14 protein-coding genes are annotated in these 13,662 nt (G+C 61.3%); 1 reads left to right on the top strand and 13 read right to left on the bottom strand.

Annotation, left to right across the window (positions count from 1 at the left end; genetic code table 11):
* Nucleotides 1-47: 47 nt before the first annotated feature.
* From JNB85_RS26780 to rsfS, 6 genes are all read right to left on the bottom strand, one after another.
* Complete coding sequence (locus JNB85_RS26780) at nucleotides 48-581, bottom strand: RNA pyrophosphohydrolase (RefSeq protein ID WP_220337456.1); 534 nt, start codon at nucleotides 579-581, stop codon at nucleotides 48-50.
* A 12-nt stretch (nucleotides 582-593) separates the two neighbouring features.
* Nucleotides 594-1,787 (bottom strand): divergent polysaccharide deacetylase family protein, encoded by a 1,194-nt coding sequence (locus JNB85_RS26775; protein WP_220337455.1) that lies wholly within the window; start codon nucleotides 1,785-1,787, stop codon nucleotides 594-596.
* A 77-nt stretch (nucleotides 1,788-1,864) separates the two neighbouring features.
* Nucleotides 1,865-3,187 (bottom strand): S41 family peptidase, encoded by a 1,323-nt coding sequence (locus JNB85_RS26770; protein WP_183749760.1) that lies wholly within the window; start codon nucleotides 3,185-3,187, stop codon nucleotides 1,865-1,867.
* Complete coding sequence (locus JNB85_RS26765) at nucleotides 3,177-4,586, bottom strand: murein hydrolase activator EnvC family protein (RefSeq protein WP_220337546.1); 1,410 nt, start codon at nucleotides 4,584-4,586, stop codon at nucleotides 3,177-3,179. The genes JNB85_RS26770 and JNB85_RS26765 overlap by 11 nt, the downstream gene beginning before the upstream one ends.
* A 154-nt stretch (nucleotides 4,587-4,740) precedes the next feature.
* Entirely contained in the window at nucleotides 4,741-5,223 is a 483-nt protein-coding gene (gene rlmH, locus JNB85_RS26760) for a 23S rRNA (pseudouridine(1915)-N(3))-methyltransferase RlmH (protein WP_220337454.1), read from the bottom strand.
* A 118-nt stretch (nucleotides 5,224-5,341) separates the two neighbouring features.
* The gene (gene rsfS / locus JNB85_RS26755) at nucleotides 5,342-5,785 is read right to left on the bottom strand and encodes a ribosome silencing factor (RefSeq protein WP_220337453.1); all 444 of its coding nucleotides are present in this window, start codon (nucleotides 5,783-5,785) and stop codon (nucleotides 5,342-5,344) included.
* A 210-nt stretch (nucleotides 5,786-5,995) separates the two neighbouring features.
* On the opposite strand from rsfS, the gene JNB85_RS26750 reads away from it, so the two are divergent.
* Nucleotides 5,996-6,373 carry a winged helix-turn-helix domain-containing protein gene (locus JNB85_RS26750; protein WP_220337452.1) on the top strand — a complete coding sequence of 126 codons (378 nt, stop codon included), beginning with the start codon at nucleotides 5,996-5,998 and terminating at the stop codon, nucleotides 6,371-6,373.
* Here the strand turns inward: JNB85_RS26750 and modC are convergent, their stop codons facing one another.
* The 7 genes from modC to obgE all read right to left on the bottom strand — a co-directional run bounded on the left by modC (nucleotide 6,374) and on the right by obgE (nucleotide 13,645).
* The gene (gene modC / locus JNB85_RS26745) at nucleotides 6,374-7,444 is read right to left on the bottom strand and encodes a molybdenum ABC transporter ATP-binding protein (protein WP_220337451.1); all 1,071 of its coding nucleotides are present in this window, start codon (nucleotides 7,442-7,444) and stop codon (nucleotides 6,374-6,376) included.
* Entirely contained in the window at nucleotides 7,441-8,142 is a 702-nt protein-coding gene (modB, locus tag JNB85_RS26740) for a molybdate ABC transporter permease subunit (RefSeq protein ID WP_220337450.1), read from the bottom strand. Before modB ends, modC begins: the two co-directional genes overlap by 4 nt.
* Before the next feature lie 74 nt (nucleotides 8,143-8,216).
* The gene (gene modA / locus JNB85_RS26735) at nucleotides 8,217-9,008 is read right to left on the bottom strand and encodes a molybdate ABC transporter substrate-binding protein (RefSeq protein ID WP_220337449.1); all 792 of its coding nucleotides are present in this window, start codon (nucleotides 9,006-9,008) and stop codon (nucleotides 8,217-8,219) included.
* Between the two features lie 491 nt (nucleotides 9,009-9,499).
* Entirely contained in the window at nucleotides 9,500-10,099 is a 600-nt protein-coding gene (locus JNB85_RS26730) for a nicotinate-nucleotide adenylyltransferase (protein WP_223216623.1), read from the bottom strand.
* Nucleotides 10,100-10,136: 37 nt separating this feature from the next.
* Entirely contained in the window at nucleotides 10,137-11,420 is a 1,284-nt protein-coding gene (locus JNB85_RS26725; RefSeq protein ID WP_220337447.1) for a glutamate-5-semialdehyde dehydrogenase, read from the bottom strand.
* Nucleotides 11,413-12,582 carry a glutamate 5-kinase gene (gene proB, locus JNB85_RS26720; RefSeq protein WP_220337446.1) on the bottom strand — a complete coding sequence of 390 codons (1,170 nt, stop codon included), beginning with the start codon at nucleotides 12,580-12,582 and terminating at the stop codon, nucleotides 11,413-11,415. The genes JNB85_RS26725 and proB overlap by 8 nt, the downstream gene beginning before the upstream one ends.
* Nucleotides 12,575-13,645, bottom strand: a complete 1,071-nt coding sequence (gene obgE / locus JNB85_RS26715; RefSeq protein ID WP_220337445.1) for a GTPase ObgE — start codon at nucleotides 13,643-13,645, stop codon at nucleotides 12,575-12,577. The genes proB and obgE overlap by 8 nt, the downstream gene beginning before the upstream one ends.
* Between the last annotated feature and the right edge of the window lie 17 nt (nucleotides 13,646-13,662).

The raw sequence follows: 13,662 nt of genomic DNA, 5'->3' as shown, positions 1-13,662 counted from the left end.
GGCCGGTTTCGTTTGGACGCATCGATGAATGCTTCGGCCTATGCTGTTCAATCTTCCCGGGTCAAGCTGGAGAGGCGGCTGAACTCAGCCACGACCCGTTCATAGACGGCGCGCTTGAAGGGAACGATCAGGCCGGGCAGCTCTTCCATCGGCTTCCATTCCCAGGCGTCGAATTCCGGCTCATGACCGCCAGGCGGCGGGCTGATGGCGATCTCGCTTTCGTCACCCTCAAAACGGAAGGCGAACCAGCGCTGCGTCTGGCCGCGATATTTGCCCCTCAGCCCGATGCCGATCAGTTGTGGCGGAAGGTCGTAATTGATCCAGTCCTTGGCCTCGGCAAGCAAGGTTACTGTCTTGATCCCGGTTTCCTCATAAAGCTCCCGATAAGCCGCCGCCAGCGGGTCCTCGCCCTTGTCGATGCCGCCCTGCGGCATCTGCCAGAGCTGGGGCGAACCGTCATATTCGGAATTGCCGTCGGGAATCCGCCGGCCAGCCCAGACGAGGCCTTCGCGGTTGAGGATCATTACACCAACGCAGGGACGATAGGGCAGGTCCTCAGCTTTTACGGTCGCCTGGCTCATGGTTTTCTCCGCTCAGGGATTTTTGGGGTCATTGACGAGCGATGCGACGCCGACAATCTCGATGCCGCGCATGGTCGCTTCCTCGCTCCATTTGGAGATCGCGTCAATGCTCTCGTCGAAGGCCGAGGCAACGCCGATCGCCTGGCCGTTGCGGCGGGCGATGCGCTCCAATTCATCGAGCTTCTGCAGGATGATGTTCACATCGACCTGGCCGTCGAGTTGCATATCGGCGAAAGCGTAGGGAAGCTCTGTGCCCTTGGCGATCACGGCGGTCTTGGATTGCGCCGAAGTGCCGTCGTCGAGGAACAGCAGCCCGCGCTTGCCGATGTCCCGCATGACCGGTTCCAAGGCCTTGGGATCGGAGAGGAAACGTCCGCCCAGATAGTTCATCACGCCGGTATAGTTGGTGATCTCGCCCATCGCTCGATGCAGGCTTTCGAGGTTGCGCGCCACTGGCTTCGAGGTCAGCAGGGTATCGGGTCCCGGATCGTTAGCTGGGTAATCGAACGGCTCCAGCGGGACCTGCAACAATATTTCGTGACCGCCACGGCGGGCATCCTGCATCCAGCGCTGCAGGCTGTTGCCGCTGGCGGCAAAGGCGAAGGTTATCTCCTCAGGCAGTTGCTGTATGGCCCGCTGCGTGCCGGTCTGGCTGAGACCGAGGCCGCTCAGGACGATCGCTATCCGGATGCCGCGCGTGCCGGACCACGGCCGCGCATATTGATCCATCGGCCGCCGGCCATCGGGACCTGTGATCGGCAGCCGGCCGAAGGGCGTCTCTTCGAGCAGGTCGTCATTGGGAATAGCCGCCATGCGGGGATCCTGGCCGATTTGCATGGCATCGACCAGAACCGGGCCGCCGTCGCGGGATCGGGGGCTATACCTGGTAACGACAGAGCCATCCCCGGTGACCATGCGCTCCACGTTGGCGCCCGAGTTCGGCTCCGAACGCGGCATACCGTTTGCCGCCTGATTGCCTGTCGGGGGTTGCTGGATCGTATCGGTGGGCGGGGCGAGGGACGTGTCCTGCGCCGCAGGAGGCTTCGATTGCTCAAGGCCATCACTGCGAAATGCCGTGTAAAGGGAAAAGACGCCAATCGCGACAAGACAGATACTCGAAGCAATCTGCCCGATCCGCAATATGCCAGGGCGCTTGCGGGCGGCCTTGAGGTTGCGGCCCAGGGGTGCATGCAGGTCCGTTCCCAATTCCTTGCCACTCCAAAACCGGGAAACAGCAGAAAGTCTCAAGGCCAAGCGTATTGCCCGGCCTTGAGATCGATGAATTACTTGGCGACGACCGCCTTATCCGGGTTCGGCGGGAATGACGGATCGGTCTTCTTGCCTCGCAGCAGGTCGAGCGCGTAGTTGAGCTGGACGTCGTCCTTCGGATCCGGCGGGACATAGGCAACCGAGCCCGAACCTTCGTCGGTCTCGCTCTGGCCCTTGATATGGCCGCGCAGGGCGGATTCGCCTTCGGTCACCATCTTGCCCTGGAGATCGGCGGGAAGAGGCTCTTCCACCTTGATGTCAGGCGTGATGCCGGTCCCCTGGATCGAGCGGCCCGATGGCGTGTAGTAAAGCGCCGTCGTCAGGCGCAGCGCGCCGTTTTCGCCAAGCGGAATGATCGTCTGCACCGAGCCCTTGCCGAATGAACGCGTGCCGAGAACGGTGGCACGGCGCAGATCCTGCAAGGCGCCGGCAACGATTTCCGATGCCGAGGCCGAGCCGCCGTTGATGAGGACGATCAGCGGCTTGCCATCCGTCAGATCGCCCGGGCCGGCATTGAAGCGGCGGGTTTCGTCCGGATTGCGGCCCCGGGTGGACACGACTTCGCCGCGCTGCAGGAAGGCGTCGGAAACATTGATCGCCTGATCGAGCAGACCGCCCGGGTTGAGACGCAGGTCAAGGACGAAGCCCTTGAGCTTGTCGGCCGGAACGGTCGCCTTGATCTTGGTGATCGCCTTTTCGAGATCGGGATAGGTCTTTTCGGTGAAGGAGATGACGCGCAGGTAGCCGACATCATCCTCGACGCGCGACTTCACAGCCTGGACGGCAACGACGTCACGCACGATCGTCAGTTCGATCGGCTTGTCGGCACCCTTGCGGATGAGCGTCAGCTTGATCGGCGTGTTGACGGCGCCGCGCATCTTTTCGACGGCGTCTTCGAGCTTCAGGCCGCGGACGGACTGGCCGTCGATCTCGGAAATATAGTCGCCGGCCAGAACGCCAGCCTTGGCAGCGGGCGTGTCGTCGATCGGGGTGATGACCTTGACGAGCTCGTCTTCCATGGTGACTTCGATGCCGAGGCCGCCGAACTCACCCTTGGTCTGGGTGCGCATGTCTTCGGCGTCCTTCGCATTCATGTAGCTGGAATGCGGATCGAGCGAGGACAGCATGCCGTTGATGGCGCTTTCGATCAGCTTGTCCTCGGCAGGCGGCGTTACGTATTGTGCACGCACGCGTTCGAAGACGTCACCGAATACCGAAAGCTCCTTATAGGTCGATGCGCCCGCCGCCTCTGCAGGCACGCCTGCGGAGTAAATGACGCTCATTGCGGTCGCGCCCATCAGTGCGCCGACCAGAACAAGAGAAGCCCTACGAATCATTGCGTGCCTTTCCAGTGTCTTTGGCGGTCCACCACGGTCGGGAATCGACCGGTTTACCGTCCTTTCGAAACTCAATGTAAAGCGTTGGCCGATCTGTTTCCAGCGCCAATGCGGTTGCGCTTGCCACTCTTTTCGCACCCATCACAGCCAGGGGTTCGCCGGAGAAAACGAATTTTCCCTGACGGGTGCTGATCGTATCCATGCCTGAGAGAACCAGGTGGTATCCGTCGCCGGCATCAAGGATGATCATCTGGCCATAGCTGCGGAAAGCACCGGCAAAAACCACCAGCCCGTCAGCAGGGGCCGTGATCACCGTTTCCGGATTGGTCGCGACCGTCATTCCCATCGCCTCGTGTCCGGTGCCATCGGCATCCCCGAACTGGCGCAGAATATCGCCTGCCACAGGCAGCTCCAGTTTCGCCTTCAATTCTCCGAAGGGATATGCGGGCGCAATGCGGTTTTTATCGGGCACTCCGCTGTCAGCCAAGGCCTTTGCCTGGGCGCGCTGCTCGTCAGTCAGGAGCTTGCGGTTTTCCTCTGCCTGCCTGGCGGCAGCGGCGGCATCGCGCACGGAGGCGATCTCCGTTTCCATCGAGGCGACGAGGCTTTCGAGCGTCGTTGCCTTGCTCGCCAGTTCCTGGGACCGCCGCCTTTCGGCTTCCAGTTCGGCGGCATTGGTGCGGCTCAGCTTGTCGTTTTCGGCAAGCAGCAGGTCCATGCGCCGCTCCTCCTCCAGGCTATTTGCCATGGTGGTGGTCAGGCCTTCCTTCTCTTTTGCGCTTGCCGTCTGCAATGCCGCGAGATCGGTGAGATCGGCCGCCAGCTTTTCGGTCTCCTTGCGGATACCAGGAACCACGGCGCCGAGCAGAATGGCGCTGCGGACCGAAGCCAGCGCATCATCGGGTGTGACGAGAAGGGCCGGCGGCGGGTTACGGCCCATGCGCTGCAAGGCGGCAAGAACCTCGGCCAAAAGGCCGCGGCGCTCGTGCAGCGAACGTCGGATGCCGTCTTCCTTGACGCCGAGCTCAGCGAGCTTCTTCTCGCTGTCGAGAATCTTGCCTTCCAGGGTTTTGCGACGGGCGGCGGAATCGATCAGTGCCTGTCGAATGCTTGCCGTGCTCTTTTCCAGGTTGTCGATGCTGCTTTGAAGCTCGCTCACCTTGTCAGAGGAGAGGTTGATCGTCTTCGACAGCTTGTCGAGTTCGGCCCTCGTCTCGTCGCGCTTCTTCGCAAGTTCGGCGGCGGGATCAGGCGGCGGCTGTTCGGCTGGTGTGACCGGGGCTGCCGGTTCGGCTGCAGCTGGCGGCGGCGGCGCATCCTGCGCCTGCACGGAAAAGGGGTTTCCCGAAATGGCAATGACGGCCGCACCGAGCCCTGCGGCAACGGTCGGCAGGAACAGGCGGGATCGCTTGGGGGCAGCTCTCGTCATGCGTGTCGGGGTTTACTCGTTCAAATCGCCCGGAACCTAAGCTGATTTGGGCCTGTTGGCCAGAAAGTTTGAAGGAGAAGAGGCCCTGAGGCAAAACACGGCTGCGTGAGTGTTTTGGGCTGCATCAGACGCGATGATAAGGGTGCCCGGACAGGATGGTCACGGCCCGATAGAGTTGTTCGGCAATGAGCGTGCGGACGATCTGATGCGGCCAGGTCATCTTGCCGAGGCAGAGTGTCATGTCGGCGCGATCGTAGAGAGAAGGATCAAGGCCATCGGCGCCGCCGATTGCGATCGTGAGGTCGCGTTTGCCCTGATCGCGGTAGCTGCCGAGAAGATTGGCGAAAGCTTCGCTGTCCAGCGCCTTGCCGCGTTCGTCGAGGAGAATGAGGACGCTGCCTTCGGAGAGGGATTTCGCCAGCATGGCCGCTTCCTCGCGCTTGCGGGTTTCCGCATTGGAGGCGCGGCTTTCGGCGACTTCGGCGATACGAGAAAACTCCAGCCCGACCGCAGGACCGGCCTTGGCAAAACGGTCGAAATAGCGGGCCGCAAGATCCTTTTCGGGGCCGGACTTCAGCCGTCCCACCGCAAAAAGACCAATCCGCATTCGTCCGCTCCTGCTACGCCGCGCTCTGGAAGCGCAATGTGGACTTCCCGGCCAGCCATCGAAAGCCGGCCCGGTCAGTTACCACGTCTCAGGCACCGGGCGAATGCCAGGCTGCCTGTCAGTGCCGCGTTTCTTCGTCCATATCCGGAGCCGCCCACATCTTTTCGATGTTGTAGAACTCGCGAATTTCGGGACGGAACACATGCACGATGATGTCACCGGTGTCGATCAGGATCCAATCACCACCTTCCTGACCTTCGACGCGGGCTGTACCGAAGCCCTCGTCCTTGAGATCGGTGAGAAGATGATCGGCGATCGCCATGACATGCCTGTTCGAGCGGCCGGAGACGACCACCATGTAGTCTCCCAGCGCCGATTTTCCGGCAATGTTGATGGTGACGATATCTTCAGCTTTGGAGTCCTCGAGGCTTGCGAGGACGGCTTCCAGAGCACGGGCGGCGGCATCGGCGCCACGTTCCGCACCCTTCGGGATAACGGCAAGCGTTTTTCCCTTGGCGTGTACTGTTGTCAGTGCTTTCCCTTTCCTGGAATGACAAACCATGCACAACACGGATCCGGTACAACCGGATCATGGTTAAGATAGGCATCAAACCATTAACGTTTCAAGACGCGGCGCAGCGCGCGAACGGCGGAAAGCCGCATTTGGCGTCACGAAATCGAGATTTCGACCCTCGGTCGAGATGGAGGGGCTGTGTACAGCGTTTGCGGTAGGGCGTAAAGTGCCGATGATTTCCCGCAAATGCCGACCGAAATGACCAAAACTACCAAAATCCCGCTCGCCCCCGTCCTGCGAATCACTTTTCCCGATGACGATCGCCTCGGCCACGGCAAGATGGAGCTGCTCGAGCATATCCGCGAGACAGGTTCGATCTCGGCGGCCGGCCGCGCAATGGACATGTCCTATCGTCGTGCGTGGATGCTGGTTGCCGAGATGAACCGCATGTTCAAGTCGCAGGTGGTGGAATCGCAGCGCGGCGGCCAGAAGGGCGGCGGCGCGGCGCTGACGCCGTTCGGGGAGCAACTGCTGGCGCGCTTTCGCGACATGGAAAAGACGGTACGCACCAGCCTTGCCGATGATCTCGCCTGGCTGGAAAACAACCGTAATCCGCAGCCGGACGGGCGGCGCTGATCAGGCTTCCAGCGCCACGGTCTTGATAACGGCGAAAGCCGGCATGCCCTGATATAGTCCCAGGCGCTCGCAGGACAGCGCGGTGATACGCGAGAGAATGGCCTCGCCGGTGCAATCGAGGCGGATCTCGACGGTTCCATCCTCCGCTGGCGAAACCTGCGTGACGGTTCCTTCCAGAATGTTGAGCGCGCTCAGCCCTTCCGGCTTGCGTGTCGCCAGCATCACGTCTCGGGCGGGGATGTGGATGCGCACGGGCCTGCCTATGGCCGGCGCGGCACCCGGAACATAGAGCCTGCCCGCCTTCAGCAGCACCGTAGAAATTCGATTGGCCAAATCGATATTTTCGACCGTGCCTTCCAGAACGGCACCGGCTTCCTTTCGGTTCTCCGGGAGCAGCGACGAACGGCTGAGGATCTCTGTTGCGGGCCCTGCGGCTTCCACCTTGCCGTCACGCATCACGACGATCCGATTTGCCAGGCGCGCGACTTCGGAGATCGAATGGCTGACATAGACGATCGGAATATCCATCTCGTCGCGCAGACGCTCGAGATAGGGCAGAATCTCGGCCTTGCGGGCTTCGTCCAATGCGGCCAAGGGCTCGTCCATGAGGAGCAGACGCGGCGAAGAAAGCAGTGCGCGACCGATTGCGACACGCTGCTTTTCGCCCCCCGACAGCTTTGAAGGGCTGCGGGCGAGCAACTGGCCGATATCGAGCAGGTCGACGACACGATCGAAATTTTCAATGCGTGGGGATTTCGGTGTGAACCAGCGGCCATAGGAGAGGTTTGCCTTGACGCTCAAATGCGGAAAAAGCCGCGCCTCCTGGAAGACGTAGCCGAAACGGCGGCGGTGCCGGGGAACGAAGATGCCCTTTGCCGTATCCGTCAACGCCTCGCCGTCGAGCAGCACCCGGCCTTCAGTCGGTCGGATGAGGCCGGCAATGATGCGGATCACGGAGGTCTTGCCTGAGCCGGAACGACCGAAGAGCGCGGTCACGCCGCGTTCAGAGGTGAAGGTGGCATCGAGCCCGAAGGCGCCGAGGCGATGTCTTGCTTCGACGATGAGCGTCATTCCGGATCGATCCTCCGGCCGGCGAGATAGGCGAGAAATTCCGAAGCGAGCAGGGCCAGCATGGAAATGGCGATGGAAATGAGAGTGAGCCGCACGGCAATGGCGTCACCATCCGGCACCTGGGTAAAGGTATAGATGGCGGTCGAGAGAGTCTGCGTTTCGCCCGGGATATTGGAGACGAAGGTGATGGTGGCGCCGAACTCGCCCATCGCCTTGGCAAAACAGAGGATCATGCCGACAATGACACCGGGAATGATCAGCGGCAGCGTGACGGTCAGGAAGACCATAGCCGGGTTCGCGCCGAGGGTTCCGGCAGCTTCCTCCAGCTTGCGGTCGACGGCTTCGATGGAGAGGCGGATGCTGCGCACCATCAGCGGGAAACCCATGACGCCGCAGGCAAGCGCCGCGCCCGTCCAGCGAAAGGACAATACGATGCCCAGATATTGATCCAGCAGGCTGCCGATCGGGCCGCGGCGGCCGAAAAGGATGAGGAGGATGAAGCCGGTAACGACTGGCGGCAGGATCAGCGGCAGGTGGACGATGCCGTTCAGGACGGACTTTCCCCAGAAGCGGCCGCGGGCAAGCAGCAAGGCGACGAGGATGCCGGGCGGCAGGCTCGCCACCATAGCGACCAAGGAAATGCGCAGGCTCAGCAGGATCGCCGTCCATTCCTCATCGCGCAAGCCGAACATATCCAAACGTCATCGTCTCCGAAACAGTGAAGGCCGCCGAAGCGAGCCTTCACGCTAAGCTCTGGGCGCTGATTGCGCAATTATTTCAGGATGGTGAAACCCTGAGCCGTGAAGAAGGGGGCAGCCTTGCCGGACTTCAGGAAGTCGAGATAGGCAGCGGCATCCGGGTTCTTGCTTTCGGCAAGCAGGGCGATCGGATAGATGATCGGCGGGTGAGAGTCGGCCGGGAAGGTGCCGACGATCGCGACGCCCTTATCGGCGGCCGCATCGGTCTGATAGACGATGCCGTAAGGCGCTTCGCCGCGGGAAACGAGGGCAAGGGCTGCACGCACGCTTTCCGAATAGGCAACCTTGGTCTCGACGGACTTCCAGACGCCGAGCTTGTCGAGCGCTGTTTGGCCATACTTGCCGGCCGGAACCGACTTCGGCTCGCCCATGGCTAGCTTGCCGTCGCCGAGGAGGCCGGCGAGATCGAACCCCGCCTTAATTTCAACCGGCTTCCGGTTGCCGTTTTCAGCGACCAGAACGAGGCGGTTCCCGAGCAAGTTGGAGCGTGTGTCCGCCTTGATCAGCTTTTTATCGGCGACATAGTCCATCCAGTTCAGGTCGGCAGAAATAAAGACGTCAGCCGGGGCTCCATTCTCGATCTGCTTTGCCAGTGCGCCGCTTGCCGCGTAGGAAACAACGGCTTCCTTGCCGCTTTCCTCGGCCCAGGCGGCGTTGGCCGCATCAAGCGCATTTTTGAGGCTTGCAGCGGCAAAGACGGTCACCTTTTCAGCGGCTGCGGCAGGCGTCGAAAGCGCTGCTGCGCCAAGCCAAATGGCCGAGATTGCGGCGGTTGCCAGTTTCATCCAGTGGCGGCGGCTCTGCATAATTTCTTCTTTCCGGATTCGAAATATTTAGACGAATATAACGGCGCGCAGGCCCTGGCTAGAGTTGTATTTGATAAAACATAACGGCGCCAGCGCCAGGTTTCCACGGCCCGCTCTTCACGCATTCGTGCGTTGCATGGCTCTCCTCGATCCAAGAGCTCGCGAGGAAAAAATGCGGCGCTTCTACCTGACAAATGACAAGAGATCCGACGAGTCAGTTTGGATCAACCTGTTTTTGCTGATTAAATTGGCAGCGAAGGCGGTATTGTTACGCGAAGACTTGCATTGCACGCATTGCTGCAATGCACCAGCCTATATTCACCTTCTGAACAAATGTGCTAAAAGATAATCATCCGACGGCTTCTCCTCCTCCCATAGCCGTCCGATGGATCGACAACACTCCTCCTCCCAGTTGTCGATCAAGTTTTAAGCCCGACGCACCTCCTCCCGCGTCGGGCTTTTCATTTCTGGGAACTTTCAAACAATCCGATTTATTCCGCGGCCTTGTGCTGATCGCTGTTACGGATGGCTGTCGAGCTCAAAGTCGAGCGCGGACCGTGAATGAAGGTCCAGGCGGGCGCCGGTTTTTTCCAGAGAATACGGGCATCATCCTCGTCGATGCGGGCAAAAGCAAAGGTCTTCGCCATTTTCGAGGACAGGTAGGAGAGCGTCGAGCCTGGCCTGTCGATAACCGCGATCGGAAAGGTCCGAGCGATATTCTGCCATTTCTGCCAGCGGTGGAAATTCTCCAGGCTGTCGGCGCCCATGATCCAGATGAAATGCACATGCGGATTGCGCGCCTTGACCCGGGAAAGCGTATTGGCCGTATAGCTTACGCCAAATGCCTGCTCGAAGGCGGTGACCTTGATATGCGGGTCGGTGGCGATCGCTTCGCTGCGTGCTATACGCTCCGCAAGGGGTGCCAGATAATTGCGGCTTTTCAGCGGATTGCCTGGGGTCACCATCCACCAGAGCTGATCCAGCCCCAGGCGGCGGATGGCGATTTCGGCGACCAGTGCATGGCCCTCATGCGGCGGATTGAACGAGCCGCCGAACAGACCGACGATCATGCCGCGTTCGCTATGCGGCATGCGGAGATAGCGCCGGTCTACATGCTCTGTGGTCACGTCAGGGCCGCGTCTGTCCGTTGCCGCGAACGCGGTACTTGAAGGAGGTGAGCTGCTCGACGCCAACCGGGCCGCGCGCATGCATCTTGCCGGTAGCGATGCCGATCTCCGCGCCCATGCCGAATTCGCCGCCATCGGCAAACTGGGTGGAGGCGTTGTGCAGCAGAATGGCCGAGTCGATCTCCGTAAAGAAGCGTGCGACGACTTCAGGGTCTTCGGCAAGCACGGCTTCGGTATGGTTCGACGAATATTTCTGGATATGGCCGATCGCGCCGGAAACGCCGTCGACGACGGCAACGGAAATGATCGCGTCCAGATATTCGGTCGACCAGTCTTCTTCGGTCGCAGGCTTCAGGCCGGATACTACGTTGAGAACCGCGGCCGAACCGCGAACCTCGCAGCCGGCTTCAGTCAGAACCTCGAGCAACGGTGCCAGATGCGTGCCGGTGGCAGCACTGTCTACCAGCAGCGTTTCAGCCGCGCCGCAGACGCCGGTGCGGCGCATCTTGGCATTGACGATGATTTTTTTTGCCATTTCGAGATCGGCGGAGGCGTCGACATAGATATGGCAGAGGCCTTCGAGATGGGCGAAAACCGGTACGCGTGCCTCGCTCTGGACGCGAGCAACGAGGCTCTTGCCGCCACGCGGCACGATGACGTCGATTGCGCCATCAAGCCCGCGCAGCATAGCGCCGACGGCGGCGCGATCGGTCACGGGTACAAGCTGGATCGCATGTTCCGGCAGGCCGGCTGCCTTCAGGCCCTCGACCATGCAGGCATGGATCGCAGCCGAGGAACGGCGCGAATCCGAACCGCAGCGCAGGATCACCGCATTGCCGGCCTTCAGGCAGAGCGCACCGGCATCGGCCGTGACGTTCGGCCGGCTTTCGAAGATGACGCCGATGACGCCGAGTGGCGTGCGGACACGCTCGATCTTCAGGCCATTCGGGCGATCCCAGGCGGCGATGACTTCACCCACGGGGTCGGCAAGAGCAGCGATTGCGCGGATGCCCTCGGCCATTTCCGTGACGCGCTTGTCGTTCAGCGTCAGGCGGTCGATGAATGAGGCGAGCATGTCCGTGCCCTCCACATCCTTCAAATCCTTGGCATTCTCCGAAAGGATATGGGCTTTGTTCGCCAGGATGGCGTCCGCCATGGCGTTCAGAGCCTTGTTTTTAGCCTCGGTGGAAGCAAAACCCAACGGTCGCGCGGCGGCCTTGGCCTTGCGGCCGATGTCGTTCATCAGCACGTCAATGTCAGGGCTTAGCGCAACTGCATCAGGCATAGCTTGCGTCCTTCTTCTGCCTTTCCGATTTCGAACCGATCTGCGCCGTCATGACCATGTCATCGCGATGGACCATGGCGGCGCGGCCGGGGTAACCGAGGATCGCCTCGATGTCAGCCGATTTGCGGCCGGCGATCTGGCGGGCTTCCTCTGCGTCGTAGCTGACCAGCCCGCGGGCGATCTCGCGGCCGGAGGGGGCAATGATCGCAACTGTATCGCCTCGGGCGAAATTGCCGGAGATGCTGCGCACGCCGGCGGGCAGCAGGCTCTTGCCGGCGCCGAGTGCTGTGACGGCACCCTCATCGAGATGCAGCATGCCGGCAGGCTGAAGCTGTCCGGCAATCCAGGTCTTGCGGGCAGTCACAGGCGTGCCCGAAGGCGCAAACCAGGAGGAGCGCGCACCGTTTTCGATTGCCGAAAGCGGGCTTTCCGTCTTGCCCGACGCGATGATCATGGCGCAGCCCGAAGTCGTCGCGATCTTGCCGGCATCGATCTTGGTGCGCATGCCGCCGCGTGAGAGTTCGGAGGCCGCGCCACCGGCCATGGCTTCGATCTCGGGGGTGATTTCCGCAACGGTTTCCAGGAATTGCGCATCCGGATCGAGATGCGGCGGAGCGGTGTAGAGACCGTCTATATCGGAGAGAAGGATCAGCAGATCGGCGCCGGTCATGGTGGCGACGCGGGCGGCCAGACGATCGTTATCACCATAGCGGATTTCGCTGGTTGCGACCGTGTCGTTCTCGTTGATGATCGGCACGGCGCCGATCTTCAGAAGCTGACTGATGGTGGCGCGGGCGTTGAGGTAACGGCGTCGCTCTTCGGTATCGCCCAAGGTCAGCAGGATTTGGCCGGCGACGATCTCATCGCGCGAAAGGCTTTCCGACCAGGCGCGGGCAAGCGCGATCTGACCGACGGCCGCTGCCGCCTGGCTTTCCTCCAGCTTCAAGGCGCCGGAGGGAAGATCGAGCACCGAGCGGCCGAGCGCGATAGCGCCTGACGATACAACAAGGATATCGACGCCTTTGGACTTCAGTGCCGCAATATCGGCGCACATGGCGTCGAGCCAGGCTTTCTTCAGGCCGGTCTTGCGATCCACCAGCAAGGCCGAACCGATCTTGATGACGATCCGTCGGTAGCGATCCAGCGGTTTGCGGCTACTCATCGCTCTCGTCCTCGTCGGTGAGGATCATGTCGCGATGGCGCAGTTTTGGCGTCTTGGCCGGCTTTTCCTCGGTATTGGCTTCGACGATGATGTCGCGCAGCGCGCGCAGCACCTCCGTCATTCCCTTGCCGGTGACGGCCGAGATCAGGAACGGCGTCTTGCCGCAGGCCTTGGCGAGTTCCTTCGCCTTTTTCTTCAGGGTCGCATCGTCGAGCACGTCGATCTGCGAGAGCGCGACGATTTCCGGCTTGTCGACGAGGTCGTTGCCATAGGCTTCGAGCTCGTGCTTCACCGTCTTGTAGGCCTTGCCGACCTTTTCCTCCTGGGCAGAGACCAGATGCAGCAGTACGCGCGTGCGCTCGACATGGCCCAGGAAGCGGTCGCCGATGCCCACGCCCTCATGCGCGCCTTCGATGAGACCGGGAATGTCGGCAAGGATGAACTCTTGGCTGTCGATGGTCGCGACACCGAGGTTGGGGTGCAGCGTCGTAAAAGGATAGTTGGCTATCTTCGGACGCGCGCGCGTGACCGAAGCGAGGAAGGTCGATTTGCCGGCATTCGGCAGGCCGACGAGGCCGGCATCGGCAATCAGCTTCAGATGCAGCCAGATGGTCTTTTCTTCGCCCTCAAGTCCGGGATTGGCCCAGTCCGGCGCCTGATTGACCGAAGACTTGAAGTGAGCATTGCCGAAACCGCCGTTGCCGCCTTTCGCGAGGCAGAAGCGTTGGCCTTCCTCGGTCAGGTCGCAGATGAGGGTTTCCTGATCCTCTTCGAAGATCTGTGTGCCGACGGGAACCTTGAGCGTCACGTCGTCGCCATTGGCGCCGGTGCGGTTCTTGCCCATGCCGTGCATGCCGACCTTCGCCTTGAAGTGCTGCTGGTAGCGGAAATCGATCAGCGTGTTGAGGCCATTGACGGCCTCGACCCAAACATCGCCGCCGCGTCCGCCGTCGCCTCCGTCAGGCCCGCCGAACTCGATGAATTTCTCACGGCGGAAGGAAACGCTGCCCGCGCCGCCATCACCCGACCGGATATAGACCTTTGCTTCATCGAGAAATTTCATTTTACTTCCAGTACTCG

Source organism: Rhizobium mesosinicum, assembly GCF_019511345.1.
GTDB classification, from domain to species: Bacteria; Pseudomonadota; Alphaproteobacteria; order Rhizobiales; family Rhizobiaceae; genus Rhizobium; species Rhizobium mesosinicum.
This window is presented reverse-complemented; position numbering and strand designations above follow the sequence as displayed.

Excerpts from the sequence above, each read along its gene's own strand:
- JNB85_RS26730 (WP_223216623.1), bottom strand. The coding sequence starts at position 10,099 with ATGCCGCATAGCGAACGCGGCATGATCGTCGGTCTGTTCGGCGGCTCG.
- rsfS (WP_220337453.1), bottom strand. The coding sequence starts at position 5,785 with ATGGTTTGTCATTCCAGGAAAGGGAAAGCACTGACAACAGTACACGCC.
- JNB85_RS26770 (WP_183749760.1), bottom strand. The coding sequence starts at position 3,187 with ATGATTCGTAGGGCTTCTCTTGTTCTGGTCGGCGCACTGATGGGCGCG.
- proB (WP_220337446.1), bottom strand. The coding sequence starts at position 12,582 with ATGAGTAGCCGCAAACCGCTGGATCGCTACCGACGGATCGTCATCAAG.
- modC (WP_220337451.1), bottom strand. The coding sequence starts at position 7,444 with ATGACGCTCATCGTCGAAGCAAGACATCGCCTCGGCGCCTTCGGGCTC.
- JNB85_RS26725 (WP_220337447.1), bottom strand. The coding sequence starts at position 11,420 with ATGCCTGATGCAGTTGCGCTAAGCCCTGACATTGACGTGCTGATGAAC.
- JNB85_RS26780 (WP_220337456.1), bottom strand. The coding sequence starts at position 581 with ATGAGCCAGGCGACCGTAAAAGCTGAGGACCTGCCCTATCGTCCCTGC.
- JNB85_RS26750 (WP_220337452.1), top strand. The coding sequence starts at position 5,996 with ATGACCAAAACTACCAAAATCCCGCTCGCCCCCGTCCTGCGAATCACT.
- rlmH (WP_220337454.1), bottom strand. The coding sequence starts at position 5,223 with ATGCGGATTGGTCTTTTTGCGGTGGGACGGCTGAAGTCCGGCCCCGAA.
- modA (WP_220337449.1), bottom strand. The coding sequence starts at position 9,008 with ATGCAGAGCCGCCGCCACTGGATGAAACTGGCAACCGCCGCAATCTCG.
- obgE (WP_220337445.1), bottom strand. The coding sequence starts at position 13,645 with ATGAAATTTCTCGATGAAGCAAAGGTCTATATCCGGTCGGGTGATGGC.